The organism is Maricaulis maris (genome assembly GCF_036322705.1).
Classification (GTDB): Bacteria; Pseudomonadota; Alphaproteobacteria; order Caulobacterales; family Maricaulaceae; genus Maricaulis; species Maricaulis maris_B.
On sequence record NZ_AP027270.1, the window covers coordinates 2,352,466 to 2,379,444 of the forward strand.

Annotated in this window: 26 protein-coding genes; 11 read left to right on the forward strand and 15 right to left on the reverse strand. The window is 64.3% G+C overall.

The genetic code is table 11. The features are described from left to right. Nucleotides 1-52 precede the first annotated feature (52 nt). Nucleotides 53-535, reverse strand: coding sequence for a peroxiredoxin (locus AAA969_RS11155; protein ID WP_047158818.1), 483 nt, complete (start codon nt 533-535; stop codon nt 53-55). Between the two features lie 100 nt (nt 536-635). Here AAA969_RS11155 and AAA969_RS11160 point away from each other — a divergent pair, with 100 nt between their 5' ends. Both AAA969_RS11160 and AAA969_RS11165 read left to right on the forward strand, forming a co-directional pair. Beyond that, nucleotides 636-1,223 (forward strand): YqgE/AlgH family protein, encoded by a 588-nt coding sequence (locus tag AAA969_RS11160; protein WP_425325054.1) that lies wholly within the window; start codon nt 636-638, stop codon nt 1,221-1,223. A gap of 24 nt (nt 1,224-1,247) precedes the next feature. Next, entirely contained in the window at nt 1,248-1,682 is a 435-nt protein-coding gene (locus AAA969_RS11165) for a PaaI family thioesterase (protein ID WP_338246138.1), read from the forward strand. A 6-nt stretch (nt 1,683-1,688) separates the two neighbouring features. On the opposite strand, the gene AAA969_RS11170 is transcribed toward AAA969_RS11165, so the two are convergent. The 10 genes from AAA969_RS11170 to coxB form a co-directional block, all read right to left on the reverse strand. Continuing rightward, nucleotides 1,689-2,828 (reverse strand): EAL domain-containing protein, encoded by a 1,140-nt coding sequence (locus AAA969_RS11170; protein WP_338246139.1) that lies wholly within the window; start codon nt 2,826-2,828, stop codon nt 1,689-1,691. After that, on the reverse strand, nt 2,825-3,403 hold the full coding sequence (locus AAA969_RS11175) for a GNAT family N-acetyltransferase (protein WP_338246140.1): 579 nt from the start codon (nt 3,401-3,403) through the stop codon (nt 2,825-2,827). The genes AAA969_RS11170 and AAA969_RS11175 overlap by 4 nt, the downstream gene beginning before the upstream one ends. A gap of 26 nt (nt 3,404-3,429) precedes the next feature. Continuing rightward, entirely contained in the window at nt 3,430-4,143 is a 714-nt protein-coding gene (locus AAA969_RS11180) for an SURF1 family protein (RefSeq protein WP_338246141.1), read from the reverse strand. A 50-nt stretch (nt 4,144-4,193) separates the two neighbouring features. After that, nucleotides 4,194-4,487: a DUF983 domain-containing protein gene (locus tag AAA969_RS11185; protein ID WP_338246142.1), complete on the reverse strand. Its 294-nt coding sequence runs from the start codon at nt 4,485-4,487 to the stop codon at nt 4,194-4,196. Between the two features lie 74 nt (nt 4,488-4,561). After that, nucleotides 4,562-5,416, reverse strand: a complete 855-nt coding sequence (locus AAA969_RS11190; protein WP_338246143.1) for a cytochrome c oxidase subunit 3 — start codon at nt 5,414-5,416, stop codon at nt 4,562-4,564. Between the two features lie 70 nt (nt 5,417-5,486). Next, nucleotides 5,487-6,053 carry a cytochrome c oxidase assembly protein gene (locus AAA969_RS11195; RefSeq protein WP_338246144.1) on the reverse strand — a complete coding sequence of 189 codons (567 nt, stop codon included), beginning with the start codon at nt 6,051-6,053 and terminating at the stop codon, nt 5,487-5,489. 3 nt (nt 6,054-6,056) lie between these two features. Then, entirely contained in the window at nt 6,057-6,248 is a 192-nt protein-coding gene (locus AAA969_RS11200) for a protoheme IX farnesyltransferase (RefSeq protein WP_338246145.1), read from the reverse strand. Continuing rightward, a complete protein-coding gene (locus tag AAA969_RS11205) occupies nt 6,248-7,237 on the reverse strand; it encodes a heme o synthase (RefSeq protein WP_338246146.1) in 990 nt (329 codons plus the stop codon). Before AAA969_RS11205 ends, AAA969_RS11200 begins: the two co-directional genes overlap by 1 nt. A 9-nt stretch (nt 7,238-7,246) precedes the next feature. Beyond that, nucleotides 7,247-8,881 carry a cytochrome c oxidase subunit I gene (ctaD, locus tag AAA969_RS11210; protein ID WP_338246147.1) on the reverse strand — a complete coding sequence of 545 codons (1,635 nt, stop codon included), beginning with the start codon at nt 8,879-8,881 and terminating at the stop codon, nt 7,247-7,249. A 14-nt stretch (nt 8,882-8,895) separates the two neighbouring features. Continuing rightward, nucleotides 8,896-9,744 (reverse strand): cytochrome c oxidase subunit II, encoded by an 849-nt coding sequence (gene coxB / locus AAA969_RS11215; RefSeq protein ID WP_338246148.1) that lies wholly within the window; start codon nt 9,742-9,744, stop codon nt 8,896-8,898. A 551-nt stretch (nt 9,745-10,295) separates the two neighbouring features. Between coxB and tldD the strand changes: the two genes are divergently transcribed. The 3 genes from tldD (at nt 10,296) to AAA969_RS11230 (ending at nt 15,281) form a co-directional block, all read left to right on the forward strand. Next, nucleotides 10,296-11,711 (forward strand): metalloprotease TldD, encoded by a 1,416-nt coding sequence (gene tldD / locus AAA969_RS11220; protein WP_338246149.1) that lies wholly within the window; start codon nt 10,296-10,298, stop codon nt 11,709-11,711. A 223-nt stretch (nt 11,712-11,934) separates the two neighbouring features. Continuing rightward, nucleotides 11,935-14,052 carry a TonB-dependent receptor plug domain-containing protein gene (locus AAA969_RS11225; RefSeq protein ID WP_338246150.1) on the forward strand — a complete coding sequence of 706 codons (2,118 nt, stop codon included), beginning with the start codon at nt 11,935-11,937 and terminating at the stop codon, nt 14,050-14,052. A gap of 236 nt (nt 14,053-14,288) precedes the next feature. Then, complete coding sequence (locus tag AAA969_RS11230; protein WP_338246151.1) at nt 14,289-15,281, forward strand: aspartyl protease family protein; 993 nt, start codon at nt 14,289-14,291, stop codon at nt 15,279-15,281. Between the two features lie 79 nt (nt 15,282-15,360). On the opposite strand, the gene AAA969_RS11235 is transcribed toward AAA969_RS11230, so the two are convergent. Both AAA969_RS11235 and AAA969_RS11240 read right to left on the reverse strand, forming a co-directional pair. After that, the gene (locus AAA969_RS11235; RefSeq protein WP_338246152.1) at nt 15,361-17,172 is read right to left on the reverse strand and encodes a peptide MFS transporter; all 1,812 of its coding nucleotides are present in this window, start codon (nt 17,170-17,172) and stop codon (nt 15,361-15,363) included. Nucleotides 17,173-17,331: 159 nt separating this feature from the next. Continuing rightward, on the reverse strand, nt 17,332-18,705 hold the full coding sequence (locus AAA969_RS11240; RefSeq protein WP_338246153.1) for a glutamate--cysteine ligase: 1,374 nt from the start codon (nt 18,703-18,705) through the stop codon (nt 17,332-17,334). Nucleotides 18,706-18,886: 181 nt separating this feature from the next. Between AAA969_RS11240 and AAA969_RS11245 the strand changes: the two genes are divergently transcribed. Further along, on the forward strand, nt 18,887-19,378 hold the full coding sequence (locus AAA969_RS11245; protein WP_338246154.1) for a MarR family winged helix-turn-helix transcriptional regulator: 492 nt from the start codon (nt 18,887-18,889) through the stop codon (nt 19,376-19,378). After that, nucleotides 19,375-21,030: a serine hydrolase gene (locus AAA969_RS11250; RefSeq protein ID WP_338246155.1), complete on the forward strand. Its 1,656-nt coding sequence runs from the start codon at nt 19,375-19,377 to the stop codon at nt 21,028-21,030. Before AAA969_RS11245 ends, AAA969_RS11250 begins: the two co-directional genes overlap by 4 nt. 20 nt (nt 21,031-21,050) lie before the next feature. Here the strand turns inward: AAA969_RS11250 and AAA969_RS11255 are convergent, their stop codons facing one another. Further along, nucleotides 21,051-21,815, reverse strand: a complete 765-nt coding sequence (locus tag AAA969_RS11255) for a 16S rRNA (uracil(1498)-N(3))-methyltransferase (RefSeq protein WP_338246156.1) — start codon at nt 21,813-21,815, stop codon at nt 21,051-21,053. Between the two features lie 98 nt (nt 21,816-21,913). Here AAA969_RS11255 and ubiA point away from each other — a divergent pair, with 98 nt between their 5' ends. From ubiA to AAA969_RS11275, 4 genes are all read left to right on the forward strand, one after another. Beyond that, nucleotides 21,914-22,840 carry a 4-hydroxybenzoate octaprenyltransferase gene (gene ubiA / locus AAA969_RS11260; RefSeq protein WP_338246157.1) on the forward strand — a complete coding sequence of 309 codons (927 nt, stop codon included), beginning with the start codon at nt 21,914-21,916 and terminating at the stop codon, nt 22,838-22,840. A 70-nt stretch (nt 22,841-22,910) separates the two neighbouring features. Further along, on the forward strand, nt 22,911-24,347 hold the full coding sequence (locus AAA969_RS11265; RefSeq protein WP_338246158.1) for a M16 family metallopeptidase: 1,437 nt from the start codon (nt 22,911-22,913) through the stop codon (nt 24,345-24,347). Beyond that, on the forward strand, nt 24,344-25,813 hold the full coding sequence (locus AAA969_RS11270; protein WP_338246159.1) for a M16 family metallopeptidase: 1,470 nt from the start codon (nt 24,344-24,346) through the stop codon (nt 25,811-25,813). Before AAA969_RS11265 ends, AAA969_RS11270 begins: the two co-directional genes overlap by 4 nt. A gap of 120 nt (nt 25,814-25,933) precedes the next feature. Continuing rightward, the gene (locus AAA969_RS11275; RefSeq protein ID WP_338246160.1) at nt 25,934-26,578 is read left to right on the forward strand and encodes a hypothetical protein; all 645 of its coding nucleotides are present in this window, start codon (nt 25,934-25,936) and stop codon (nt 26,576-26,578) included. A gap of 22 nt (nt 26,579-26,600) precedes the next feature. Here the strand turns inward: AAA969_RS11275 and AAA969_RS11280 are convergent, their stop codons facing one another. Continuing rightward, complete coding sequence (locus tag AAA969_RS11280; protein WP_338246161.1) at nt 26,601-26,969, reverse strand: VOC family protein; 369 nt, start codon at nt 26,967-26,969, stop codon at nt 26,601-26,603. Nucleotides 26,970-26,979: the final 10 nt, after the last annotated feature.

Consider the following 26,979-nt stretch of genomic DNA (forward strand, 5'->3'; position numbering starts at 1 on the left):
GACCCTCCTTCTTGCTTGTTGGGTTCACCCGCAGCGGGTGAACCGGTCGTGCCTAGAGCTGACCGAGAATATGGTCGGCCGAGGACACCTTGAACTCACCCGGAGCCTCGACATTCAGTTCGGCAACAACGCCATCCTTGACGAGGATCGAGAAGCGCTGGGCACGCACGCCCATGCCGAAGCCCGTACCGTCCATTTCGAGGCCGACGGCCTTGGCAAACTCGCCATTCCCGTCCGCCAGCATGACAACCTCGTCGCCGGCATTCTGGGACTTGGCCCAGGCATCCATGACGAAGACATCATTGACCGACAGGCAGGCGATCGTATCGACGCCCTTGGCCTTGATGTCGGCGGCCTTCTCGATGAAGCCCGGCAGGTGCTTGGCCGAGCAGGTCGGCGTAAACGCGCCGGGGACGGCAAAGAGGGCAACGGTCTTGCCAGCGAACACGTCATCCGTGCTCAACTTGTTCGGTCCGTCAGCCGTCATGGTCATGAAAGTGGCTGCGGGAAGGCGATCTCCGACCGAGATGGTCATGTGGCATTTCTCCTGTAGGTCAGTATTGGCGGGTATCCGCACGGCAAGATAGCGGGAACCCGACTGGACGCATCCCTCTTTTGGAGGGAACATGTCAGCCATGGCCCCTGCGAGCACGACAGATGTGGACGAGACCTTCCTTGGCGGCAAGCTTTTGATTGCAACGCCGGGCATTGGCGACCCCCGCTTTGACCGGGCCGTCATCCTGATTTGCGATCACAGCCCCGAACACGCCATGGGGATCATTGTGAACAAGCCCGTTGAGGGGCTGCGCCTGCCCGAGCTGTTCGGGCAGCTGGAGATTGACGGCGGCGGCCCTGTGCCCGACCGCGCGGTGCTCGTCGGCGGTCCGGTCGAGCCGGAGCGGGGCTTTGTGCTGCACACCCGCGATTATGAGCGGGACAGCACCACCCTGCCGGTCAGTGCGCACATCGGGCTGACCGCCACCCAGGACGTGCTGGAAGCCATGGCCTCGCCAGCACCGCCGCAGCGCAGCCTGCTGGCCCTGGGTTATGCCGGCTGGGGCGCCGGGCAGCTCGAGAGTGAGCTGGCAGCCAATGCCTGGCTGGTAGCCGAGATGGATGAAGCCCTTGTCTTCGACACCGATGATGCGGACAAATGGGCCTGCGCACTCGATCTGCTCGGCGTCACGCCCGAACACCTCTCCGCCCTTTCCGGTCACGCCTGACCGACGCAATCCCGGACACTGCCCATGGCTCCCCACATCGTTGAAACCGGCGAGTTCGCCGGCTGGCGCATCTGGCCCGATGATCCGTTCGAACAGACCGCCGGTCCCTTCTACATGCGCGATGGCGCCGAGGGGCCGGAGATGGCCTTCCGGCTCGAGCGCAAACACCTCAACGGGATGGGCTCGGTGCATGGCGGCTGCCTGATGAGCTTTGCCGATTTTGCGCTGTTCGGGATTGCCCATGAGGCGCTGAAGCCGTCCGGCTATGGCATCACCGTGGCGTTCACCTCGGAATTTCTGGCCGGTGCCAGAGAAGGTGCACTGATGGAAGCGCGCGGCGAAACCCTGCGGGCCGGTGGCTCACTGATCTTCGTGCGCGGCGTGATCACCGCCGACGGCATACCCTGCCTGAATTTCTCCGGCACGCTGAAACGCCTGCGCGAGCGCGCCGGGAGCTAGTCCGGATCAGGCCGGACCGGGTGGCCCGAATCGACCCTCGATGCCGTTGATGACGGCCTGTTCGGCAAGGTTTGGGGGCAAGGCGCCGGCATAGCGATAACCCTGCGCATACTGGCAGCCCATCGCGGCCAGACGGTCGGCCGAGGCCGCATTCTCGACGCCCTCGGCGACAACCTTCATGCCGAAATGCGTGGCCAGCTGGATGACCGATTTGACCACCGTGCCCGCGCTCTCGTCGCCGGCCATGGCCCGCACGAAATAGCGGTCAATCTTGACCACGTCGAAGGGCAGCATGTCGAGCCGCGCCAGCGAGGAATAACCGGTCCCGAAATCATCGAGCGCCAGAGCGACCCCGCCGGCAGCCAAACGCTGCATCGCCGCAGCCGCCGGATCCGGGTCATGCATGATCTCGGTCTCGGCAATCTCCAGCTTGAACGCGCCCGGCGGAAGCTTCGCATCCGAAACAGATGCGAGGAGACCGGTCACGAAATCCGGGTCGACGAGCTCACTCACCGTTGCATTGGCGGACACGAAAATCTCCGACGCGGCAGGGTGGGCCACGCGCCAGGAGGACAGGTCGGTGGTTGCATGGCCGCGCACGGTCGTGCTGATCCGGTTGAGCAGGTCGAGTTCGCTCGCCATCACCAGGAAATCATCCGGTGCCAGAACCCCGACACCCGGCCGGTCCCAGCGCGCCAGGGCCTCGAACCCGGCCAGGCGGCCCGTGTCGAGCGCAATGATCGGTTGATACCAGGCCAGCACTTCACCGCTCTCGACGGCATTCGCCAGGGCGTGTTCCTCGCCGATCCGGCCTGCCAGGTCGCGGGTTGCGCCGGCGGGTGTCATCAAACCCTCGACACGCCCGTCCGCGTCCCGCCGCCCGAGCAGACGGACATAGGCCAGCTTGCCATCGGCACCGATCAGGCGAATGCGCAGATCCACCTGCTCCTGGGTGATGGCGGCGGCGAGCCGGGTCTGGTCAGCCGGGCCAAGACGATCAAGGAAGGCTTGCCAGTCCATCTCCGACGCCTCGAGCCCGAAGGCGGCGGTATCGCCGGTCAGGTGCACACGGCCGCGGCCAGGGTCGCAGGCAAACGCCATGGCGCCCGCGGCCCTGACACCGCGCTCGAAGCCGGAAGCCGTCATGTGCGCGGATCAGAGGCGAGAATGGCGAAGCGATTGTGATCGCGCCACTCACCGGCAATGTTGAGGAAAGCGCGGGACTGACCTTCATAGACGAAACCGACCGATTCCAGCAGCTGGGCCGAGGCGGTATTGGTCGGCTGGCAGGCGGCTTCGACGCGATGCAGGCGCAATTCCTCAAAGGCAAAGGCCAGGACCCGGCGGACGGCCGCGCGGGTATGCCCCTTGCGGACATAGGGCGAGCCTATCCAGTAGCCGATATCCGCCGATTGCAGCACGCCGCGGCGAACATTGTTGAGATTGCAGGCGCCGAGCAGGACATCGTCGCGGGCACGGGTGATGAAGAAGGGATAGCCCATCCCGGCGTCACGATCCGCCTGATAGCGCTCGATCCGGCGACGGAAAGCGCCCTTGGACAGCTCGTCACTGGTCCAGGCCGGCTCCCAGGGTTCGGTATGGGTGCGACTGGCGCTGCGAAGCTTGGCCCAGTCCTCATAGTCGGAGAGCGTCGGGCTCCGCAGTCTTATGCCCTGACCGGTCAGGGTCTCGTCCCAGGACGTTTCGCGCCAGACTGCCAAATTCCATCTCCGTGTCCGGGCGGATACTAGTCCGCCTTCTTGGTCGTGTCGCCATCATCCGATGACGATGAAAATCGCAGCCGTCCCCGGCTGGCATGCAGGGCGAGATACACGCCGATCAGGGCCAGAGCCAGACCAGACCAGGTCAGCGCATAGCCCAGATGCTTGGCGGGCGGTGTCCGGCTCAGCGAAGCCGGCATGCCGTCATCCGAGCGCGCCCAGACCGGCAGGAGCGCGTCCGGAGACACGCCCAGCGCCACCGCCATGGCCGCACCATCATGACTGTACCACTCATTGGTATCCGGATCGTTGCCAGCCGTGAACAGACCTGCAGCCGGCGGCGTCTCGATGCGCCAGCGGCGGACCGGGACCTGCTCACCGGTGCGCAAATCCTCGAAGGCTGTCTCGACCAGGATATAGCGCTCAGGATCACCGGGCTGGCAGGGCGGCGCCCGCATCACCGCGAGCCGCATCCAGCCGCCGGTATCGCGCATGGCAAAGAGCCGCAGCGTCTCGCCGGTCAGCGGAACCGGCCCGGTCACGGGCGGAGAGAAGGGTCCCTCATGCGGGACACAAATCCCCTCGCGAAAGCTGATCGCCTCACCGCGTGCCTCGTAAGCGGTGATCAGGTCTGACTTCCACGCCATGCGCTGCATCTGCCAGCTGCCCAGCACCAGCAGCAGTACGAGGCTTGCGGCGGTGAAAAGGGTGAGCAGCGGAAGCGGCTGGAAGCGGGGCATAGCGGACGGTGTCCATAACCTGGGGCGGGGCCGAACCAACAGGATCGGCCTCAATCGTCCAGCCGCGCCTCCCGGGCGTCGTTCTGGAACTGGAGGGCAAACAGCAGGCCCTTTATCGGACGCAGCGCCATGATGCAGGCGACCGGCACGAAGGGGAGCTGGAAGATCACGTGAACCCACCATGGCGGGTGAAAGGCCGCCTCGACCAGAAGGAAGAGGACCATGGCCAGAAAACCGACGATGAACAGCACGAAGACCGAGGCTCCGTCACCGACATCGGCGCTTTCGAAATCGGCGCCGCAGACATCGCAGCGCGGGGCAATTTTCAGAAGGCCGTCAAACATGGCGCCCTCCCCGCATTTCGGGCAGCGTCCCTGGACGCCGGTCGAAAACGGAGAGGGCTTATCCATGTGATGCGTCAGCCTTGATAGACGACGTAGACGAAGGCGAACAGGAAGAGCCAGACCACGTCAACGAAGTGCCAGTACCAGGCCGCCGCTTCGAGACCGAAATGCTTCTTCGCGCTCATCTGGCCCGCCAGAAGGCGGAACAGGCAGACGGCGAGGAAGATCGTGCCGATGACAACGTGCGCGCCATGGAAGCCGGTCGCCATGAAGAAGGTCGCGCCGTAGAGATTGCCACCATCGGCCATCGAGAACGCGAATTCCGCATGGGAATACTCGATGACCTGCAGGCTGGTGAAGGCGAGGCCAAGGGCGACCGTGAAGATCAGGCCGATGATGGCCCCCTTGCGATCATCATGCTGCAGCGCGTGGTGGGCCCAGGTCACCGTGGTGCCCGAAAGCAGCAGGATGAGCGTATTCATCAGGGGCAGGTGCCACGGATTGAAGGTCTCGACACCAGCCGGCGGCCAGGTGGCCAGCGCCGGGTCAATGCGGACCTCATGGAAGATGGCGTATTCGAAGAAGGCCCAGAACCAGGCCACGAAGAACATGACTTCCGAAGCGATGAACAGGATCATGCCATAGCGCATGCCGATATCGACAACGGCAGTGTGATCGCCGCGCTTGGATTCCTTGATCATGTCGCCCCACCAGCCGATCATCGTCCAGATGACGATGAGGAAGCCGAGGATCAGGCCGCCGAAGGAGCCGTCGCCATACATGAAGGCGAGCGGATGATCAGCGGCCACAAGGCCAGCCATGTTTCCAACAGCGCCAATGGCCAGAAGGAAAGCACCCAGCGAACCCACAAACGGCCACGGGCTCGGGTCAACCAGGTGGTAGTCGTGCTTAGCGGCATGCCCAGCCATCGCGAATCTCCTGCGATCTCAAATCAGCGAAGTGTGCCCGTGATACGCGGCACACCCGAAAGGTTCAATGCTAAGGCGCGGCGTCGGTGTTGGCCGACCCCCCGTCTTGGGACTCAAAAAACGTATAGGACAAGGTGATGGCGGTGACATCATCCAAGTGCGGCTCGTCATCCAGCAGCGGATCGACGAAGAACAGGACCGGCATCTCGATGCTCTCGCCCGGTTGCAGCGTCTGCTGGGTGAAGCAGAAGCATTCCAGCTTCGAAAAATAGGTCGCCACCTTGTAGGGCGCGACATTATAGGTCGCGACGCCGGTAACCGGCTGGTCGGAATTATTGGTCGCCGTGTAATAGGCCAGCGCCGATTCACCGATCCGCACCGTCATGGAGCGCTGCACCGGCTCGAAGGTCCAGGGCAGGTTGCGGTTGGTGTTGGCGTCGAAATAGACGGTGACTTCACGGTCAAGGATCGCACCGGCTTCGCCAACCGCGACCTGCGTCGTGCCACCATAGCCGGTGACCCGGCAGAACAGATCATACAGCGGCACGGCAGCGTAGGCTGCGCCGATCATCACCACCGCTCCAAGAGCGGCTATCCCGGCCACACGGGCATTCTTGTTGGCGGGCAGACGGATCATGATCTAGCCCCCCGCCACATTCTGCCCGAGACGGACCACGGTGATCGCGAAGACGGCGAACATGAAGCCGACCAGTGACAGCGCGATGACGACATTGCGCTTCTTGCGGGCCGCTTCCTGCTCCGGCGTCAACTTGACGCTTTCACCGGTCGGCTGGCCTTCGCGGGCATTCATCAGATCAGGCTTGGTTGTCATCAGCTCACTCCAGGAATGGCTACATATGCACCAAATGCATGCTCAATGATCAATGCGGCAAAAAGGACCGTCAGATAGCCGATCGAATAGGCGAACAGGTCGCGAGCGGCCTTGTCACCGGCGCGGACGGCATAGAGCGCGCCCTCCTCGGCCGATCCGGCCTCACCGGCGCGCGAGCGGAAGACCCGCCAGGCCAGCAGCAGGAAGAGCGCACCGCCACCCAGCGAGGTGGCGCCATAAACCGCACCGCCGAGCCCGGTCAGCACCGGCGCACCGGCGAAGACGACCAGAACGATCGAATAGATGAGGATTTGCAGCCGCGTCGATTTGGCGCCCTTGGCGACCGGCATCATCGGGATGTTGGCCGCTTCGTAATCGCCGGACTTGTAGAGCGCCAGCGCCCAGGAATGGGGCGGGGTCCACAGGAAGATGATCATGAAGAGGATGACGGCATCGAGCGAGATCTCGCCGGTCACCGCGACCCAGCCGATCATCGGCGGGAAGGCTCCGGCGGCACCGCCAATGACGATATTCTGCGGCGTCGAGCGCTTGAGGATCATCGTGTAGATGACCGCATAGAAGAAGATCGAGAAGGCCAGCAGGCCGGCCGCGAGATAATTGCTCGCCAGGGCCATCAGCAGGACCGACAGCACCGCCGCCACGACACCAAAACCGTAGGCATTGGCCACCGACACCACACCGCGCGGGATCGGACGCTTGCGCGTGCGCTGCATGGTCGCGTCGATATCGGCGTCATAGGCCATGTTGAGCGCACCGGCCGCTCCGGCCCCGACGGCGAGGCAGAAAATCGACATCACGGCGAGGAAGGGATCGGCGTCAACGGGCGCGGCGATCAGACCGGCGAAGGCGGTGAAGACGACCAGCGTCATCACCCGCGGTTTCATCAGGTCAAAATAGTCGCGGGGCGAGGCTGTCGAAACAGCCTCGCCCTCTGCGCGATGGTCGCTTGGGGTCACGATTGTGTCCAAGATCTGATCCTATTTGATCTTCGGCAGTTCCGAGAACTGGTGGAAGGGCGGCGGGGAGGAGAGCGTCCACTCGAGGGTGGTTGCACCTTCGCCCCACGGATTGGCCTCGCCCTTGCGACGGCGGATGATCGCATCGACCAGCACCGCGAAGAACAGGACCATACCCACCAGCATGATCAGGTAGCCGACCGAGGACACGTAGTTCCACAGGGCGAAACCGTCCGGATAGTCGACATACCGGCGCGGCATGCCCTGGAGACCCAGGAAGTGCTGCGGGAAGAAGATCACGTTCGCACCGATGAAGAAGGTGTAGAACTGCGAGCGGGCGAGGAAGGAGTTGTACTTCACGCCGAAGATCTTCTCGAACCAGTAGTACCAGCCGGCAAAGATCGCGAAGACGGCGCCGAGCGACAGCACGTAGTGGAAGTGGGCCACCACGTAGTAGGTGTCGTGCAGCGACTGGTCGACGCCGGCATTGGCCAGCACCACGCCCGTCACACCACCAACGGTGAACAGGAAGATGAAGCCGATCGCCCACAGCATCGGTGTGCGGAACTCGATCGAGCCGCCCCACATCGTCGCGATCCAGGAGAAGATCTTGATGCCGGTCGGCACCGCGATCACCATCGTGGCGGCGATGAAATAGGCCTTCAGGTCAACCGGCATGCCAACGGTGTACATGTGGTGAGCCCACACGATGAAGCCGATGAAGCCGATGGCGACCATGGCATAGGCCATCCCGAGATAACCGAAGATCGGCTTGCGCGAGAAGGTCGACACGACGTGCGAGATGATGCCGAAACCGGGCAGGATGAGGATGTAGACTTCCGGGTGACCGAAGAACCAGAACAGGTGCTGGTACATGACCGGGTCACCGCCACCTTCCGGTGCGAAGAAGGCGGTACCGAAGTTGCGGTCGGTCAGCAGCATGGTCAGCGCGCCGGCGAGAACCGGAAGCGAGAGCAGCAGCAGGAAGACGGTCACCAGAACCGACCAGACGAACAGCGGCATCTTGTGCAGGGTCATGCCCGGCGCCCGCATGTTGAAGATCGTGGTGATGAAGTTGATGGCGCCAAGGATCGACGAGACACCGGCAATGTGCAGCGACAGGATCAGGAGATCCATGGCCGGGCCGTTATGTCCCGAGGTCGCGAGCGGCGGGTACATCACCCAGCCGCCGCCGAAGCCGAGATCGGCACCGGCACCCGGTACGAACATCGACATCAGGGCCAGTGCAAAGGAGAAGGGCAGCAGCCAGAAAGAGATGTTGTTCATGCGCGGGAAAGCCATGTCCGGCGCGCCGATCATGAGCGGTACGAACCAGTTGCCGAAGCCGCCGATCATCGCCGGCATGACCATGAAGAAGATCATGATCAGGGCGTGCATCGTGGTCACGACATTATAGTTGTGGGCATTGCCGAAAATGGCACCCCAGCCGGTGTCCTCACCGGTGAAGACCTGGAGACCCGGCTCCATCAGCTCCCAGCGGATGAGGCCGGACAGGCCACCGCCGATAATCCCCGCGAAGATCGCGAAGACCAGGTACATCGTGCCGATGTCCTTGTGGTTGGTGGACAGCACCCAGCGGCGCCAGTCCCACATGCTCGGCGTGTGATCGTCGTGCGTTGCAGCGTCAGCAGACATGATTCAACCCATCCTTAGTCGAGTTGCGCCAGGCGCGTTTCCCGCGCGGCGGTATATTCAGCAATGATGGCGTCAGCGGCCTCGGAATACTCGTTCTCGGCCTTTGCCGCGATCCAGGCGTCGAAGACATCCTGGGGAACGACGTGAACCTCGATCGGCATGAAGGCGTGGCGCAGGCCACACAATTCAGAACACTGACCGTAGTAGACGCCTTCCTGCTCGGCCCGGAACCAGGCTTCGTTGATGCGGCCCGGAATGGCGTCCATCTTGGTCCCGAATGCCGGCATCGCCCAGTTGTGGATGACGTCCGACGCGGTCACCTGGAGGCGGACCGTGGCGTCGATCGGAACGACCAGCGGATAGTCGACCGACAGGTTGCGCAGCTGGCCCGGCTGGAGATCCGGCTCTTCGACCATGTTGGAGAAGTATTCCGCGACTTCATGGTCGGGATACTCATAGGACCAGTTCCACTGGTTGCCCGTCGCCTTCAGCGTGAAGTCGGCTTCCGGGATATCATCCTGGAAGTAGAGCAGCGGGAAGGACGGGATGGCGATCCCGATCAGGATCAGTACCGGCACAGCCGTCCACACCACTTCGAGCAGCGTGTTGTGGCTGTTCTTTGATGGCGTCGGATTGGCCTTCCGGTTGAACCGGATCATCACATAGATCAGCAGGCCCATCACGAGCAGCGTGATCGCGGTGATGATCACCAGCAGGATATTATGGAACGAGGTCACCTGTTCCATGATCGGCGTCACGGCCGGCTGAAAGCCGAGGCCCCCGTCAGTCGGTTGACCGGGCGTAGCGAACGCGCCGGCAGCGAAAGTCGTCCAAGTGAGCGCAAGTGCGGTCAGGAATCGCATGGCTTCCCCATACAAGTCAGTCATTAAGGCGGGACTACCCACCGGTGGCGGCGGAATATAGAGCCCGTCTCCAGCCGTGTCAGGCCGTCAACGGTAATTTTCTCGTATCATTCACACTAGGGGCGGCATTACAGGAGAATGCGCTCCTGTGGAAGGCCGTTTACCCAGCTTCATTCGCTCTGGTCATCCGTCGTTTCGTACCCGACCAATCATGGGGCGCTTCACGGCGACGGGAAGGCCGCAATGATGCGTCCATTCGTCTCATACAGCGCTCGAGGCCTGCCCTGACAGGCCGGAACCGCCTGCGCCGCCGCACTCGATCCGGCGCCCGGGTCCACGCGACCGGGGTGTGCCGACGGTGAGACCGCCTCCGGCCCGGGATGAAACCGCCGCTGTCGCAGGACGAAATGCCGCGTCTGCGAATCAGGGTGAGCGCCGCCAAGGGCTGAGCGGACGCCCGGCCCGACTGTGCTCCGCGACCCGCCCTGTGTTCACGCCCGGCACGTGCTCGACTATGTAAGGTGTATGGAAGCCCCGGGAGTGTGCGCATCATGTCCGATGATCCGATCAGCCAGTTCGAGTTTGATGCCGACAGCGTGCAGCCCATCCTGCATGACGCGCTGCATGGCGCGGATGATGGCGAGCTCTTCCTGGAGACCGAGGTTTCCGAATCGCTGGTGTTTGATGATGGCCGCCTGAAAGCCGCCAATCTGGACTCCTCGCGCGGCTTCGGCCTGCGCTGCGTGGCCGGCGACGCGTTCGGCTATGCCCACTCCTCCGACCCGACGCTCGATGCCGTCCGCCGCGCCGCCGAGGCCGCCTCGGCGGTCAAGCGTGGCCATGCCGGCGTTCTGGCGCCGCCGCCGGCCGGCACCAATCGCAAGCTCTATGATGCCATCGACCCGGTCGCCCGGCCCGGTTTCGAGACCAAGGCAGCCCTGCTGCAGGAAATCGACGCCTATTGCCGGACGAGGGACGCCAGCGTGGTCCAGGTCTCGGCCTCGATCGCCGGAGCCAAGCGCTCGGTCTCGATCCTGCGCGCCGATGGTGATCTGAAAACCGATATCCGCCCGCTGGTCCGGCTGAACATCTCGGTGACCGTTGAGCGCGGTGGACGCCGCGAGACCGGTTCCGCCGGTGCCGGTGGCCGGGCCGAGTTCGACCGCTGGATCACACCCGATGCCTGGAAACCGATGGCCGACGAGGCGCTGCGCATTGCCCGGGTCAATCTCGATGCGGTCGACGCGCCGGCCGGCGTGTTCGACGTCGTGCTCGGACCGGGCTGGCCCGCCGTCCTGCTGCACGAGGCTGTCGGTCACGGCCTGGAAGGTGATTTCAACCGCAAGGGTTCGTCCGCCTTCGCCGGTCGCATGGGCCAGCAGGTGGCGGCCAAGGGCGTCACCGTCATCGATGACGGCACCATGCCGGAGCGGCGCGGTTCGCTGACGATTGACGATGAAGGCACGCCGACCGAACGCTCGGTCCTGATCGAGGACGGCATCCTGACCGGCTATATGCAGGACCGCATGAATGCCCGCCTGATGGGTCACAAGCCGACCGGCAATGGCCGCCGCCAGTCCTACGCCCACCCGCCCCTGCCGCGCATGACCAATACCTACATGCTGGCCGGCGAGCACAAGCGCGAGGAAATGGTCGAAAGCCTGAAGGACGGCATCTATGCCGTGAATTTCGGCGGCGGCCAGGTCGACATCACCTCCGGCAAGTTCGTCTTCCAGTGCACCGAGGCCTATCGCGTGCAGGACGGCAAGATCGTCGCCCCGGTCAAGGGCGCGACCCTGATCGGCGACGGTCCGACCGCCCTCACCCAGATCACCATGATCGGCGATGATTTCGAGATGGATCCGGGGGTCGGCGTCTGCGGCAAGGCGGGCCAGGGCGTGCCTGTCGGGGTCGGCCAGCCGAGCCTGAAAATCTCCGGCCTGACGGTCGGTGGATCGGGCAGCTAGCCCGTCTGACTGAAATTTCATGTCGGGCCGAAACGTCGATAACATGTCGGCGGGCTGCCGATATTATCGCATAATATCAAACAATTAGAGAAGCGTCCCTCCGGCAGGGCGGCACCCGCATAACGGGTCCGTGAGCAACCTTACCGAAGCTTACGTAGCGGCCGCGCTCCGTCACCCCTAGAGCGGGTTGGCGGGGCGTGGGGCCGCAACAACACTGAGGGACATGATGCGAGGGACAATCAGATACGGGGCGGCCAGTGCGTGCATCGGCGCGCTCCTGGCAACGCCAGCCTGGGCCGTTCAGGACGGACCGGCAGCGGTGACGACACCGCAAGTACAAGGCCAGGCGGGTGTCGCCACCTATGAGCCGGGCTTCTTTACCGACTACGCTCCGGTCACCGCGCTCGACATGGTGTCGCGCGTGCCGGGCTTCGGCCTGTCGAACGGCGATACCAGCCGACGCGGCCTGGGCGACAGTTTCGGCAATCTGCTGATCGACGGACGACGCCCGTCCAACAAGTCGCTGTCGCTGCAGACGGTGCTGCAGCGCATTCCGGTTGGCGATGTCGAACGGATCGAGTTGATCCAGGAAGCCCTGCCGCAATATGACATGCGCGGTCACTCCCGGCTGGTGAATGTGATCCTGCGCGAGGGTGCCGGCCGGGCCGGTTCCTGGGATGCCCGGATCCAGATGTCCGACAGCGGACGGCTCGGCCCGCGCATCATCGCCTCCTACACGACCCCGGTCGGGCCGACCGAGATGACCTTCGGCATCGACACCGGGATGAGCGGCAACCGGGTCGAGCGTCACACCGCGGATCATGATGCCGCTGATGTCGAATTTCGGCGGGGGCACGATAACGACCAGCGTCAGTACGAGGAGTTCGCGCCGACCTGGTCGATGAACTGGGACATTGATGACGATTCCCGCCTGCGCGTCGACGCCCGCGCCAATGTCTGGACCTGGCACCGCGTGCGTTTCGCCGATGTTTATGCGGTGTCCGGCTCGACCCTGACGCCGGAATGGTATGAGCACAATGAGACCGAGAACCATGGCAGCCTCTATTCCGGCACCCTGTCCTACCAGCGCGAGCTGAGCGAGCACCTGTCCTCGGAAACCCTCTTCCTGGCGACGCGTGAGCGTTATGAGGATGGTCCGGAAGCCTATGAGAGCTATGATCCGCAGACCGGTTTCATCGGCGCGCAGATTGTCGATGCGGCCGGCGAGACCGAGGAAACCGCCTTCCGCCAGACCCTGTCCTGGGATCCCGATGAGCGCCATTCGCTCGAGATCGGCGGCGAGTACGCGCTCAATGCCCGCGACACGGATTTCGCGATCGCGCTGGATGACGGCACCACGGTGACCGTGCTCGACCTGCCGGTCTCCTCGACCCGGGTCGAGGAAAGCCGCAGCGAGCTCTTCGCCAACCATGTCTGGCAGATCAATGACCGGTTCAGCCTGGAAAGCGGGCTGCGGTACGAATTCTCCGAGATCACCCAGACCGGCGATGCCCAGCAGACCCGCTCCTTCACCTACCCCAAACCGAGCGTGACGCTGAACTACCGCTCCGACGACCGCAATCGCTTTCGCCTGAGCGGACGCCGGGATGTTGATCAGCTGGACTTCGGCAAATTTGCCTCGTCGGTCGATGTCCAGGACGGCAATTCCACTCTGGGCAATCCGGACTATGTGCCCCAGCGCACCTGGACGCTGGAAGGCGAGTGGGAGCGACGCTTCGGCGATGACGGCTCCTTCTCGCTGCAGATCGGCTATGACTGGGTCGAGGACCTTGATGGCTGGATTTCGATCACGACACCGACCGGTGTCTTCGATGCGCCCGGCAATATCGGCGATGGCACCAATCTGCGCGTCACCGGCAACATGACCACCCCGCTGGACGCCTTCGGCCTTCAGAACGCGGTCCTGGATATCTTCCTGGAGTGGTACAACACCAATGTCGAAGACCCGCTGACCGGCGAGGACCGGCACTGGTCCGGTTATCGCGAATGGGAGCTGGCGCTCGATTTCCGCCAGACCTTCCCGCAGAGCCAGATGGCCTGGGGCTGGGATTATCATTGGGTCACCAACGGCGAAGTGTTCCGGGCGCGCGAGTACCAGGAACACGACAATACCGACGGCGACCTTGATATTTACGTCGAGACGACCCGCTTTCTCGGTGTGACCCTGCGCGCCCAGGTGGATGGCGTCTTCAATGATGGCGATGAGCGTCGGCGCGTCTTCTATGACGGCTCCCGCGCCAATGGCATCATCGACTCGATCGACTATCAAAACTGGTCCATGGGTCGCACTTTCCAGATCAGTGCCCGCAGCACCTTCTGATCCGACCCTTGATAGGCTCCGTATCGGCATTGGCGGCCAGGTCGCCAATGCCGATCACATTCCGGGGAGGTCTTGCTCCGGCTGCTGGCGAAGGCCGGCGCGCGGGTCTAGACTTTGCCTTGGTCAGGGTCCGACGCGGATCCGGACCAGGACTTCATCCTGTGCCGGCGAGGGGGCGGCTGGCGCATCTTCGCCGCGTCGGTCAGCCGACTGCGCGGCCAGGCACAGGAGCGTGCATGTCGAACCGTGACGGCCAGCTTGGCCTCTACCCCGCCCTCTCACGCGCCCTGATGGCCGGCACAGCCCTCACGCTGGCCAGCCTGACGTTGACGGCGCCCAGCCTGGCCCAAACCGCCTCCAGCCAGACCGCGCCGATCCATACCATCGTACCGCTGGAGCGTGCGCCGAGCGGCCACCTGCTGCTGCCGGTCACCCTCAATGGCGGCGAGCCGCAGACCTTTATCCTCGACACCGGGGCCAGCAATACCGCCATCGCCCAGCCGGTCGCCGAAGCCACCGGCTTTGTCTCGCAATGGCAGAGCTATGATCTCGTCCAGTCGCTCAATGACCGTTTCGATGCCGAGCGCTACGTGATCGACCAGCTGGTGATGACCGGGGTCGCGCCGGTCAGCGTCAACAGCGTGATCATCCCGGTCCCCGCCGATCATCCCCTGCCGGTGGCCGGCCTGCTGGGGGCCGACGCGATCCGGTCTGACCGTTACGAGATCGATTTCGAGGGCGCCACGCTTCGCCTCGACAGCGCCGCTGCCGAGCATCCGGACGGCCGCATCGAGCCCCGCGGCCTGCTGATCGGCCAGGCCCAGCTGCGCCGACGCTCGGCACCGGTCCATGTCATCATTGATACCGGCAGTTCCCACACGCTGATCAATCGCGAGCTGCGCCGCCACCTGTTTGATGCGGGGGTCCAGTTCAACATCAATGTCCGGGTCACGGGGATCGAGGATGGCGACGGCGAGGAGGCCGCGCCGGTCCTGCTTCGCCAGCTCCAGATCGGTGGCCTGTGCGTCGACCGGGCCCCCGCCCTGCAGTCCGATCTCGACGTGTTTGACGCCATGGGCTGGGCCGACGAGCCGGCCATGGTGATCGGCATGGACACGCTGCGCCACGCCCGCCTGCGCATCGACCGGACCAGCGGCGTCTTCGAGATATCCGGCAGCACGGAAGACACGCAGTGCAATGGCGACCGGGTCCAGATGCCCGGCCTCTGAATCCCGCCACTGCAGCGCAAAGAAAAAGGCCGCGGAACAGGCGTTCCGCGGCCTTTCTCTATGGCTGTCCGGAACCGGACTAGCGGTCGATGGACGGACCGCCGGCCTCGGTCTCGGTCGGATGTGCGACAACCGTCGTGCCATCCGCACCCGCCATCAGCCATTTGATCAGCGGCGAGATCAGCAGCATCACAACCGCCACACCCATCGCGACCAGACCGACATTGGAATAGACCTCGATATAGCCGGCCTTGGCCGACGCGACATCGGTCAACTGACCGCCGATTGTCTCGGCGCCCGTCGTCGATGCGATCACACCGGCTAGGAAGTTGGACAGGCCGGAATAGAGGAACCAGGCGCCCATGGTCATCCCGACCACGCGTGCCGGCGCCAGCTTGGTCACCGCCGACAGACCCACCGGCGACACCATCAGCTCACCCATGGTGTGGATCCAGTAGATCAGGAAGATGAAGTAGACCGCCGTCAGGCCCGTTGCACCGCTGGCCCCCATGCCACCAACCAGGGCGTAGAAGCCAAGGCCGGCGAGGAAAACGCCGAGCGCGAACTTGACCGGTGTGGACGGATTCCAGCCCTTTTTGGCCAGGGTGATCCACAGCCACGCCATGATCGGCGCGAACAGGAAGATGAAGCCCGCATTGAGCGACTGGAAGACCGGAGCCGGAACCGACCAGCCAAACATGGTGCGATCGACAAGACGGTCGGTGAACAGGTTCAGCGAGGAACCAGCCTGCTCGAACAGGGCCCAGAACGGGATCTGCGCCAGCACGAAATAGATCGCCGCGAACATCTTCTTGCGCTCATCGCCCTGCGTCTTGGTGATCGCATAGCCGACGAGGACCAGGAACATCGCAATACCGATCCAGCCCGCGACGTCGGCGAACATGTCCGGGAATTTCACCACCAGCATCGAGATCAGAATGATCGCGAGACCCGCCATGTAGCAGGCCCACTCGACGTTCAAAAAGCCAAGGACGCGTTCCTTCAGTTTCTCCGGGTTGGGCGGATCGGCGCGGCCTTCAAGCCAGGGCTGGAAGAAGAGGAAGGTCAGAAGACCCGCCAGCATGCCGACACCGGCCAGACCAAAGCCCCAGGCCCAGCCCCAGTAAATACCGATGATCCCGACCGAGAAGGAGGCCAGGAAGGAGCCCAGATTGATCCCCATGTAGAAGATCGTGAAGCCGGAATCGCGCCGTGTATCGCCCAGCCCGTAGAGCGAGCCGACGATGGTCGAGATGTTGGCTTTCAGGAAACCGACACCGGCAATGATGAAGGCCAGGGCAAGATAGAGGATATTGACGAACAATTCCTCGCGCTCGATCGTGGTCATGTCGCTCGAGAACGGCATTTCGGCAGGCAGGCCGACCACATCCGGCTCGGCGACCTGGAGCACAGTCCCGCTTTCCGCGAAACTGATCTGCGAGATCGCGCCATCGGCGGCGATCACAATCTGGTTCGCGTCCCCGCCGCGACCATCAAGGGTCAGCTCGTACTGGGCGCCCTCATACTCGAAGACCTCGCGCGAACCGCTGCCCTCAAAGGCCATCAGGCCGTGACCGATCACCAGCAGGATGGCGCCGTAGGTGACCGCTTTCCTCTGTCCGAGATAGCGGTCGGCCAGCGTGCCGCCGATAATCGTCATGATATAGACCAGCGCGGTGTAGGCACCGTACATGATGCCCGACCGCTCATCCGAGAACAGGAAGTGCTGTGTCAGGTAAATGATCAGCAGGCCACGCATCCCGTAGTACGAGAAGCGCTCCCACATCTCTGTCAGGAACAGGATCGCCAAGCCCTTCGGGTGTCCGAAGAAGGAGGTGTCCTTGTTTTCATTGGTGGGTGTATTACCCGGCGTTGCGGTCGTGTCCGTCACGCGTGTCTCCCCAGTACCCGCCCCACGCGGGCTTTAAATAGGGGCGCAATTGACCACGCGGACCCGATTGGCTCAAGCCTGAGCCACGGCGGCGCGCACCAAAACGCTACACAATCGAGTGTGCAGCGTTCATCAGCAGGCGGAAATCGGCTGTGCTGGCTAGTAGGCGCACTCGGTGAAGACGGGATCGATCCGGCCGCCCCACTCACCGTTGAACCGCTTGATCAGCGCTTCCGCCCGGGTCTCGCCGGTGCGAACAATCTCGTCGAGATCATCGAGAAAGAGCGTTTCGCTCTCGCCATGACCGTTCATCCGGGCCCGCGCCCGCAGGCCGGAGCGGGCAATCGCCAGAACCTCGCGGGCGACGTCCTGCAGCGTGCCGCCGCGGAAGGGGGTGTGCAGCGCCGTCCTGGCCGCCCCGATGCGCAGCGCGTTGCGCTCGGCCTCGGTCCAGTCCTTGACCAGGTCCCAGGCCGCATCGAGCGCGGTATTGTCATAGAGCAGGCCAACCCAGAAGGCCGGCAGGGCACACAGCGTGTTCCACGGTCCGGAGTCGGCACCGCGCATTTCCAGGAAGGTCTTGAGCCGCACTTCCGGGAAGACGGTGGAGAGATGGTCTTCCCAATCGCTCATCACCGGCTTTTCGCCGGGCAGGAGGTCGAGCTTGCCATCAAGGAAGTCGCGGAAGGACTTGCCGGTCGCGTCGAGATATTCGCCGCCGCGCTTGACGAAATACATCGGCACGTCGAGTGCCCAGTCGCGGTATTGCTCATAGCCGAAGCCCTCGTCGAAGACGAAGGGCAGCATGCCGGTGCGGTTGTTGTCAGTGTCGGTCCAGACATGGGCCCGATAGGACAGATAGCCGTGCAGACCGCCATCCTTGAAGGGTGAATTGGCAAACAGCGCGGTCGCCAGCGGCTGCAGCGCGATCGAGACCCGGAATTTCTTCGCCATGTCGGCTTCGGTCGAGAAGTCGAGATTGGTCTGCACGGTGCAGGAGCGGAACATCATCTGATGCCCCATCGTGCCGACCTTGGGCATATAGGCCTTCATCAGCCCGTAGCGGGCCTTCGGCATCATCGGCGTCTCTTCCAGCGACCATTTCGGCGAGAAGCCGAGACCGAGGAAGCCGGCGCCGATCTCGTCGGCCACTTCGCGCACTTCGCGCAAATGGCTGTTTACCTCGGCGCAGGTCTGGTGGATGGTTTCCAGCGGGGCGCCGGACAGTTCGAACTGCCCACCCGGTTCCAGCGTGATCGAGGCGCCCTCACGCTTCAACGCGATCAGCTCGCCGCCCTCGCGGACCGGCTCCCAGTTGAAGCGCTCGAGACCCGACAGCATTTTCTCGACGCTCGGCCCGTCAGCCTTGTGTGGCAGAGGCGTGTGATCGGCCAGGGCAAAGCCGAATTTCTCGTGCTCGGTGCCGATACGGAACTTGTCCTCGGACTTTTCGCCGGTGGCGAAATAGGCCGTCAGCTGGTCCAGATTTTCGATGGGAGCACCTTCGCCGCCCGGATTATACGTGCCGCTCATGCCAAGCGCCCCTGCCGTTCAAAATGTCCGCAACAGATATGGGGGTGTTGCCCGGTGAACAAGGGCATAGCGCTGAGATTCACGGCGATGTGAGGAGAGCGCCGTGCCCGGGCCTGCCGCTACGATGTCGTGATTGACATACGAAAATATTTGCGCAATTCTTTTCGTAAAGGAGTTTCCCATGGCCGTACTTCGCTCCCCGCAATTCGGTGCCATCCTGTTTCGCGCCAGCGAACTGGTCGGCCAGCAAGGCCAGGACGCCTTCGAACAGCTCGGCATTCCGCTGGATGCCCGCAAGATATCCATCGTTCTGGCGCTCCACCGCCATGGCCCGCTGTCCTCGTCCGAACTGGCCGACCGGATCGGACATTCACGCCAACTGATCGAGGCGAGGCTCAAGCCGGTCGTGGCAGATGGATTCCTGGTGTCCCGGATCGACCCGCAGGACTCGCGCAAGCGGGTCTATGATTTTGCCGACTCGGCCAAGCCGGTCGTCGCGGACGTCCTCGCGACCATGGCCGACTTTGAAATTGTCTATGACGAGATCTGGGCGGAACTGGGGGTCGATCTCGAGCAGGCCCTGAAGGCGTTCGAAACGGCGCTCAAGGCGCGCACGCTGACGCAGCGCCTGCTGGCGCGCTTTCCCCATCACAACCCGGAGGAACCGGAATGAGACTGCACCCCGCCATCATGGTCCTGGTCAGCTTGCTGGTCCTGCTGACGACCCAACCTGCCCTTGCCCAGTCCGACGCGGTCCTTGCCCGGACCGACGCGTTCATGGAAGCACATTACGGCGGCACCGAAGCCGGGGCTGCCATCATGATCCTCGACGGGGACGATGCCTGGCTGGCCGGCTACGGCATGGCCAATATCGAATGGCAGCAACCGGTCACGGCGCAGACCGCCTTCCGGCTCGGATCGATCAGCAAACCGATCACCGCTCTGGCTGTGTTGCAGCTGGCGGAGGCCGGCCATATCGATCTCGACCAGGCGATTGGCGAGCTTGCCCCTGCCCTGCCGCCGCAGCTGGCGCGTCCGACAGTGCGGGATGCGCTTGGCCACATGTCCGGCTTGCCCGATCACTTCGCCTTGCCACAAATTCCCCAGATCATGCGCAATCCGATCGCGCCGGACGACATCATTGCGCTGATGGCGGATGCCGAACTGCAATTTGAGCCGGGCACGCGCTGGGCCTATTCCAACTTCAACTATGTCGTGCTGGCCGCGATCATCGCTGCGGTCAATCCGGACGGACTCAGCTATGAGGCCTATCTGACGCAGGCGCTTTTCACACCTGCCGGAATGACCGATGCACATTATGACCGGCAGGCCGCCATCATCCCCCGCCGCGCCGCCGGCTATGACCATGACGGTCGGAACCCGATCAACACCATCACCGCCGAAACCAGTCTCGCCCATGGCGCCGGATCCCTGATGGCCTCGGCCCGCGACATGCTCGCACTCACGCGGGCGCTGCGCAGCAACCGTCTGGTTTCAGCCACAACGCTACAGACAGCCTGGCAAAGCCGGCTGACGCCGGAGGGCAGCGAGACCGGTTACGGCCTCGGGTTCAACGTCGGCGAGTTTCTCGGCGAACGGGCGGTCTGGCATACCGGTTCCATCAACGGCTTCCAGTCGGTCTGGATCATGCTGCCGGACAGCGACCGCGCGATCGCCATCCTGTCCAACGGCTATTACCGCCCCAATGTCACCACCACCGCCCGCCGTATCCTGGCCGATATGGCCGGCCGGCCCGTCCCGGCCTTTGAACCCCACGCGCTCGACGAAGCCGCATGGCTGCCGGCGCAAGGTCGCTATCGGCTGGAAAATGGCGACCTGCTGCAGCTCCATGTCCAGGACGGCGTGCGCTACAACATCAATGGCGGGCGCTGGCACGAACTCACCTGGGGTGGCGGCCGGCTGTTTTATCGGCCCGACTCGCTGGCCCATCTGCGTCTGGCTCCGCCGGCTGGCAGCGCGGACGCTGCGCTGATCCTTGTCGGTCCGCTGCTGGAGCAGCAATCCGGTCATTTCGAGCCCGGCGAACTGGACGGCGTCCGGGTGTCCATCCCGCTCGATCCCGACGAAGCCGCAGACCTGGTCGGTCGCTGGCTGATGCCGTCCGGTGATGCCTTCACCATTGCGCGATCCGATGACGGCCTGACCCTGCAATTGCCTGGTCAGCCGCCGGCCCGGATATATCGCGAGGCGCCGGGTGAATACTTCCAGCGCGCTGCCCCCATCACGCTGAGCGTCACGGCGCCGGGCGAGACAATCCGGGTCAATCTCTATGGAAACGGGTTCGATCTGCAGCGCGCTCCCTGACGGGCGTCACCACATGCTGGCTAGCGCCAGTCCCCGCACACGGATTGCCACACAGTCAGCGCTGCAATCGCCGCCGTCTCCGCGCGCAGGATGCGCGGCCCCAGCGTGACCGGGATCACCACATCAAGGCTGCGCAGCCGGTCTCGCTCGGCCGGGGAAAAGCCGCCTTCCGGGCCGATCAGGATGGCCGCGGGCTTTTCCGCCAGACCGGCCAGCGCCGCGGCCATTGGCTGTCCGCGTCCGCGCGCACCGCCCCAGGCTGCGTCCGGCTCGTCACCGCTTTCGTCACAGAAGACCAGCGCGCGATCCTGCGGCCAGGCGTCCAGCACACGGTCGAGCCGGTCGATCCCGCGGATCTCCGGCAGGTCGAGACGTTCGGTCTGCTCGGCGGCTTCCTTGGCGATCGTCTGGAAACGCTCATACTTGATGCGGTCGGACTGGGTCCGCGCCGTGGTGACCGGGCAAATGGCCGCGACACCCAGCTCGGTGGCCTTCTCGACGATCAGGTCGGTTTTCTGGCGCTTGACCGGCGCGAACAGCAACCAGAGATCCGGCACGCCCCGCTGCTGGCGGGTCTGCGCCTCGACCGTCAGCGCCGCCGCCTTCTTCGAGGCATGCGAGATCTGCGCCGACCATTCGCCGTCCCGGCCATTGAAGACGCGGACGCGGTCGCCCTCGCCGCGACGCAGGACATTGAGCAGGTAGTGCGCGTCCTCGCGGGTCAGCGGCACGGTGGCACCGCTGGTCAGCGCGGCATCGGTGAAGAGGCGGGGATCGGTCGTCATGCCTTCGCTTTGACGGTGTGCCGCCGCGCCGTCAAGTCCGGCAGTCAAATGACGTTTCCTGCCTTGAATTGGCCCTCAGGCTTTGCCAAACACCATGGATGCAACTGAACTTTGACCGTCGAGTCGCCGACAGCCTGCCAACCTCCTGGGTCGATCGCGCACCGCTCGCGATGCGTCCCTATCTGCGTCTGGCCCGTTATGACCGGCCGATCGGCTTCTGGCTGCTCGCCCTGCCGTGCTGGATGGGGCTGGCTTTGGCGCGGATCGGCGACAGCCTGACCGCTCATGACCTGTGGCTGGCCGTGCTGTTCGGGATCGGTGCCGTCGCCATGCGCGGCGCCGGCTGCACCTATAATGACATTATCGACCGCGATCTCGACGCCCGGGTCGCCCGTACGGCCGACAGGCCGCTGGCCGCCGGCACGATCAGCCTCAAGCGCGCCTGGGCCTTTCTCGGCGCGCAGGGCCTGGTCGGCCTTGTCGTGCTGGTGCAATTACCGCTGATCGCGATCCTGGTCGGCCTCGGCTCGCTGCTGCTGGTCGCCGCCTATCCCTTCATGAAACGGATCACCTGGTGGCCGCAGGCCTGGCTCGGCCTGACCTTCAACTGGGGCGTCCCCGTCGCCTACACCGCCGCGACCGGTCACATCGATCCGGCCATGGTCGTGCTCTACATCGCCTGCGTGTTCTGGACGCTGGGCTATGACACCATCTACGCCCACCAGGACAGCGAGGACGATGCGCTGGTCGGCGTGAAGTCCACCGCCCGCCTGTTCGGCGAGAGCTCGCAATACTGGGTCGCCGGCTTTTACGGCGCGAACGCCATCCTCGTCGCCCTCGCGATCTGGCTGAGCCGGGCCGAGCCGTGGATCGTCATCCCTTTCACCCTCTACACCGCCCACCTGTTCAACCAGGTCCGCCGTCTCGATATCGAGGATGGCCCGCGCTGCCTGGCCCTGTTCAAGGCCAACCGGACCAGCGGGCTGCTCCTGGTCGCCACCCTGTTGACCGGCGCAATCATTTGACCAATGCCAGCGCGGCTGGCTTGATATTGCGGCGCCGGTCCTGCCGGCACACCCAGTCAGGATGTGTGTCATGAATTCAGTCTTCCCGGTCCTTGCCGGGCTCGCCCTGGTCTGGTCTGTCGCGACCACGTCCGCCGAACCGCAAGGCCCCGCGCCAGACGCCGCCGCGCTGAGCGACGGCCTGCAGATCCCGCTGCACTACGAGACGCTGGACAATGGCCTGCGCGTCGTTCTGGCCGAGGACCACACCGTCCCGACCGCGACCGTCGCGGTCTATTACGGGGTCGGCTATCGCAATGAGCCGCGCGGCCGGACCGGCTTCGCCCACCTGTTCGAACACCTGTTCTTCGCCGGCTCGGAGAACCTGCCGGAGCCGGTCTTCTACTATTACATCTCGGGCATGGGCGGCATCGCCAATGGCTCGACGCGGCTCGACTTCACCAATTATTTCGGGGTCGTGCCCGCCAACGCGCTGAATGCCTATCTGTGGGCCGAAGCCGATCGCATGGCCACGCCAACCATCAACCGCCAGATCTTCCAGCGCGAGCGCGACGTCGTGCGCAACGAGATCTTCGTCAATGTCCAGAACCAGGCCTATGGCGACTGGACTTGGATCGACCTGCCGATGGTGGCCAATGAGAACTGGCACAATGCGCATAATTTCTACGGCGATCTGAGCGATCTCGACGCCGCCACGGTGGACGATGCGCGGGCCTTCTTCGAGCAGTACTACACGCCGCGCAACGCGGTTCTCGTGGTCGCCGGCAGTTTCGACACGGCCGACACGCTGACCACCATCGACCAGTATTTCGGCGACATTCCCGCCGGTCCGGACCTGCCGGAGATCGACGTCTCCGAACCGCCCCAGACCGCCGAAAAACGCAGCCGGATCACCGATCCACTGGCCACCCTGCCCGGTCTTGCGGTCGCCTATCACATGCCCGAGCGCGGCACGCCGGAGTATTTCGCCATGATCCTGATCGACCAGATCCTGCTGCGCGGTGGCGATGCCCGCCTGCGCCAGCGCCTGGTCGACGATCTGGGCTATGGCAGCGAGGTCGGCGGCGGCATCAACCTGCTGGGCAATGTGTTCAATTATGACGGTCCGATGCTGTGGACGGCGAGCCTGATCCATGACGACGCTGTGGCGCCGGACGACGCCCTCGACGCGCTGAGCGCGGTCATCGAGCGCCTGCGCAGTGAGCCGGTCAGCGCCGCGACCCTGGCCAGCGCCCGCAGCAAATTCCTCGCCGAGTTTTACCTCCAGCTGGACTATTCGACCCGCTTCGGGGTCGTCGATCTGCTCGCCAGCTTCGCCCTGTTCGATGACGATCCGGGCCGCATCAACCGGATCGAGGACGGCTTCGACCAGGTCACGCCGGAACTGGTCCTGGCGACGGCGCGGACCTGGCTGCGCCCGGAAAACCGCACGGTTCTGGAACTCATCCCCGGCGATGGTCGTCCCGTCGCGCCGGCATCGGCGCCGGACGCGGGAGGCAAGCCATGAAGCCCTTCATCACCCTGCACCGCGCCCGGATCGCCCTTGCCGCCCTGGTCGCGGTTCTGATCGGAGGCCTGTTCGGGGGCCTGACCCCGCTGACAGCGCCGGCCCTGGCCCAGGCACCGGCTCGCGGCCTCATCCCGCCTTCCGCCGGCGAACCGCTGCCGTTCCAGCTGCCTGCGACGCAGACTCTGGAGCTGGAGAACGGCCTCACCGTCACCTTCGTGCCCTGGGGCCTGACGCCGACCATCGACGTGGTCGTTTCGGTCCGCGCCGGCAATATCGATGATGGCGAGCAGACCTGGATCGCGGATCTGACGACGGCCATGATGGAGGAAGGCTTTGACGGGCTCGGCCGGGCCGAGATCGCCGAACGCTTCGCCGCCATGGGCGGCTCGCTCAATACCACCGTCACCCAGACCCATACCCTGATCGGCGCCCATGTCCTGGCCGAGCATGGCGAGACCGCGCTCGGCCTGATCGCCGATGCGGTCCGGCGCCCGGATTTCCCGGCCGACGCGCTGCTGCGCATCCGCTCGGGCCTGTCACGCGATATCGAGCAGCGACGCCTCGAGCCGGCCACGCTGGCCTTCACCACCGCCTTTGCCTCGCTGTTTCCCGAAGACCATCCCTATCACAACGGCCTGCCCCGGCCCGGCCAGGTCGACGGCTATTCGATTGACGATGTCCGCGCCTTTCATGCCGCCCATTTCGGCGCCGGTCGGACCCATCTCTACATCGCCGGGCGTTTTGACGCCGCGCGGATGGAGGCCGCGGTGCGCGCCGCCTTCGCCGACTGGACCCGCGGCCCGGCCGATACGGCCCCGAACGCGGTTCCGGCGCGTGGCCCGGTCGTCCATCTGGTCGATCGGCCCGGATCGCTACAGACCACGGTGCAGCTGATCTACCCGGTCAGCACCATCACCTCGAAGGACGCCACCGCGATCACCATCATGGACGCCGCACTCGGTGGTGCCATTGCGGCGCGCATGCGCGAAGCCGGCTGGTCCTATTCCCCGGGCAGCTTCATCCAGTGGACCCGTGGCGGCGGCATGTGGACCTATGGCGACGACATCGACACCCCGCGCACCGTCGTCGCGCTGACCACGGTGTTCGCAACCATCGCCTCGCTGCGCCAGGACAACTGGGACATGGAGAGCACAAGGCGCTGGCTCTCCAGCCTGTTCGTGATGTCGTCCGGCTCGGCCTACGGCCTGCTGGAAAACCTCGCCCTGCGTGACACGTTCGGGCTCGGCCACGACTATCTCGACCAGCGCGTCCCGGCGCTGATGGGGGTGAGCGATCGCGAAGTCAGCGCCGTCGCCGGCGCCTATCTGCGCGATGACCGCTTCACCCTCGTCGTGGTCGGCGATCTCGCCCGGTTCGAGAGGGATCTGCGCGCCATGCCGTCGCTGCGACTGGCCGAAATCATCCGCCATTCCGACACGGCCGGCTCGCGCGCCGGGGACTGACGCCTCGCCGGGCGTTGCCGGGGCAAACATCCACCGGTAGGCTTTGGCCATTCAAACGCGCGCGATGGTTACACCCGTCCGGATCACGCTGGCGGCTGGATCGGTTGAAGGAGACTGCCGATGAAAGATCGCGTCATCGCACCGCTGGCCGCGTTCGCGCTTCTGGCGTCGCCAACCCTGGCCCAGACCGCAGGCCGCACGCCGGAATGCCGGATCGCCGACGTGGCTGGCGAACTGTCGGCGGACCCGTCCGACGTGCTCGAGAGCGGCTTTACCCGGCAGGATATCCGGACCCTGACAGCCAGAATGTGCTCGGGCCTGGTTCTATGGGAATCGGGCGGGCGCGAAGATATTGGCGAAGCAATCGAGATGTTTATCCTCGATTTCAATGGCTGGGATCGGGACACGCCGAATTACCAGTCGCGCGTGGCAGGGTTCTGGAATGCTCATGTCGAGCACTTCATCTGCCGCAACCATGGGCATCGCTTCATGGACCAGCACTTCTTGATGCGCACCGTGGAAATGAAATACTATCAGTATGTTCTCACGGCCTACATGCTGCAGGATGAAAGCCTCTATCCGTTCGATATGAACATTGTGCAGATCGATCAGCACGGCCGCTCGCAAACGCTGCTCGATCACCTGGACGCGATCATTGCCGATCCGGGTCAGCATCCGGACTACAACATGCCCGAGCTCAGGGGGCTGCGAGAAATGCTCGTGAGCTTTTACGATGCCCGCTCCGCGTCCGAGGTCTGTCCCTGACACAAGCGCCTGACGGCCAGCCCTAGTCAATCGCCTGCGCAAACATGATCCGGTGACCGTCCGGCGTGGCGACGCCGAATTCGCGCATGCCCCAGGGCTGGTCGGTGAGACGGTGGATGATGTCGACCCCGGCCCCCCTGATTTCGTCATGGAAAGCGCGCACATCCTCCAGCTCGACATAAGCGAAAAACTGGTGATCGCCGAGCTGCGCCGGCGGGAGGGCATCCACGCAATGCCCGATCCGGAGATAGCAATTGTCGCGGCGCAGGAAGGCCCAGCCCTCGGCTCGCAGCCAGTGCTCGAAGCCCAGCTTCTCGACCCACCAGCGCGCCGTCGAGTCGAGATCATTGACGGCCAGTACATAGGTTGATCGTGTCACACGTGTCGTCATGGCTTGCTCC